Annotated in this window: 3 protein-coding genes; 2 read left to right on the forward strand and 1 reads right to left on the reverse strand. The window is 50.0% G+C overall.

The features are described from left to right. Positions 1 to 898: methionine--tRNA ligase subunit beta (gene metG, locus KDK14_RS06540; protein WP_257264219.1), on the forward strand; the 898-nt coding region annotated here is incomplete at its 5' end. A 151-nt stretch (positions 899 to 1,049) separates the two neighbouring features. Here metG and rsuA read toward each other — a convergent pair. After that, the gene (gene rsuA, locus KDK14_RS06545) at positions 1,050 to 1,751 is read right to left on the reverse strand and encodes a 16S rRNA pseudouridine(516) synthase RsuA (RefSeq protein WP_257264220.1); all 702 of its coding nucleotides are present in this window, start codon (positions 1,749 to 1,751) and stop codon (positions 1,050 to 1,052) included. Between the two features lie 200 nt (positions 1,752 to 1,951). Between rsuA and KDK14_RS06550 the strand changes: the two genes are divergently transcribed. After that, on the forward strand, positions 1,952 to 2,618 hold a 667-nt coding region (locus tag KDK14_RS06550; protein WP_257264221.1), incomplete at its 3' end, for a hypothetical protein.

Consider the following 2,618-nt stretch of genomic DNA (forward strand, 5'->3'; position numbering starts at 1 on the left):
TGCCGGTTTTATCAATAAGCGCTTTGGCGGCAAGCTTTCTGCCACCCTTTCTTCCGAGAAGAGCGCAGCGGAACTCACTGCCGGTTTCCAGGAAGCGGCACAACGCATTGCCGAGCACTATGAAGGTCGCGAATTCGCCAGGGCGATGCGTGAGATCATGGCGCTGGCAGACAAAGCCAATGTCTGGATTGACGAAGTGAAGCCATGGGTGGTTGCCAAAGAACAGGGCAACTCTCTTGAGAAAAGACAGGAACTTCATGACATCTGCAGCACCGGCATCAACCTGTTCCGACTGCTGATGATCTACCTCAAGCCGGTACTGCCAGCCATGGCGGTGAAAGCAGAAACATTCCTTAATGTTCCCCCCCTGACCTGGCAAGACAGCCAGACACTGCTCCTGAATCATAACATCAATAAATTTGAACCATTGATGACCCGGGTGGAAGCCGATAAAGTAGCGTCCATGATCGAAGCCAGCAAAGAGGTCCTGGCCCAGATGGCATCATCCAACAAGCAATCCGAGACGTCTTCCGTTTCTTCTGAATGGCTGAAGCGAGATCCTGTAGCTGATGAAATCACCCCAGATGACTTCGCCAGGGTCGATCTGCGTATCGCCAGAATTGTCAACGCCGAACTGGTGGAAGGAGCAGGCAAACTGCTGCGTCTGACCCTGGATATAGGCGAACCTGAGCCACGCAATGTCTTTGCCGGCATCAAGTCTGCTTATGCACCAGAAGCCCTGGTTGGCAAACATACGGTGATGGTGGCCAATCTGGCCCCACGTAAAATGAAGTTTGGTGTAAGCGAAGGCATGGTATTGGCCGCAGGCCCTGGTGGCAAGGACCTCTGGATTCTTGAACCTCACGAAGGCGCCCAGCCTGGCATGCGGGTGACGTAAACGCTATCGGGACAAGCAGGAGCTTTTCGGCTTCGCTCCCCTCCCGCAGTCCCGGGCTTATGGTACCCAGACTGCCTTTTATGGTTAATTAACACCAGAACCGGGGAGCAAAAACAATAGTACTTCAAAACAATCTCAACCCTTCAGTCAATCACACTGAATCAATTTCATCCTGAGTCAGGTAGCGCCACTCCCCGGGCCTCAGGGATGGATCCAGGGCAATAACCCCTACCTGTTCGCGGTGCAGGCTCACCACCTGATTGCCAATGGCCGCAAACATACGCTTGGCCTGATGGTATTTACCCTCAATGATGGTCAACAAGACCTCGGTGGGGGCAAGGACTTCCAGTAAGGCGGGCCTGGTCAATGCCTTCTCACCTTTCAGTGCAATCCCGCTGGCAAACCGCTCAATCAGTTCTGCAATCTTGTCTTCTGGCAGGGGGGCGGCTAATTGAACGCGATAGCGCTTGCCACACACTTTTACGGGTGAGGTCAATCGGTGAGACCACTGACCATCATCGGTAATCAGAACCAGCCCTGTCGTATCGGCATCCAGGCGACCGGCAATATGCAGTGAGTAAGCCTTGGGAATATCCAGCAACGAAAGCACCGATGGATAGACCTCATCCACATTGGAGCAGAGCGTATCCGCCGGTTTATTGAGCATGATATAGCGCAGCCCCCGGGCTTTGACCAGCTCCCCCAGAAAACGGACTTCACAGTTATCCGGTACCTTGAAGGCACTGTTTTTCACCACAATGCCATTGCATGTCACCTCCCCCCGGTGCAAACACTTTTTGGCATTGGCACGTGAGAGTTCGGTACTTTCGCAGAGATATTTATCTAAACGCATTCGGGGAAGACTATGCCAGAAATGCGGGATGATAGTATTAAAGTAGCGTTATAGCCAGTAACAATGCAGGGAATTGGGCAACATTTGTGGATATCATTAAGACCGGCAACCTTCTATGACTTGATCCCAAGTAAATAAAATCCTGCTAACTACACTAATATTGTCATCTTAATAACCACTCTAAAAAAAAGGACTACCTAATGGCTGTCATTCAAATCGGAGATAATTTTCAACTCACACGTCTTGACGCTTTTAAATATGAATATAAGGCTCATCAGGGAATCAAGGCGTTATTCAAAGGCATCATTGGTTTTTTTGTCGGTCGCAAAGTCACCCTTGAAGAAGGACAACAACTGAAGAAAGACCTTGCCCCTAAAGAAACTCCCTCGACTGAACTGCCGAATCGAAGTGTAGAGGAATCAGCACCAGCGGATGAAACTCAATTGACAACAGGGGTAACACCCAGGGACAAACCATCGTCAGCTTCCATCTCCGAAACTGTTCAACTGACCGCTGATAGCTCTATCAATAATGAGTCAAATGTGTCGGCAGAAAGCCTATACTCCAATCCCCTGGAGTCTGAACCACCCACACCTTTGAACAACTCCGTCTCACCCCATGAGAAAGTCATTGAGGACAGTATTCAAGTCTCTGCAGGGGAGATATCAACTGATACCAAAAAAACGGAGCGTTCTCAGAGTGAGTCACCTGATGAATCTGGCCATATAGATGAAGACCTGGAGAAACAAATACCTCTTCTGGTTGAGGACCCAGATTCTCTTAAAACGCAGCCCAAGCCTCTTGATAAGGAAATACTGGTTGCGTTGGGGCTCAGTGAGGATTTTCCTGATCAAGAAGAAACGGTCA

It is taken from the genome of Endozoicomonas sp. ONNA2 (assembly GCF_024606365.1).
GTDB lineage: Bacteria > Pseudomonadota > Gammaproteobacteria > Pseudomonadales > Endozoicomonadaceae > Endozoicomonas.

Bases quoted from the DNA above. Each gene is read 5' to 3' on its own strand.
- rsuA (WP_257264220.1), bottom strand. From the start codon at position 1,751: ATGCGTTTAGATAAATATCTCTGCGAAAGTACCGAACTCTCACGTGCC.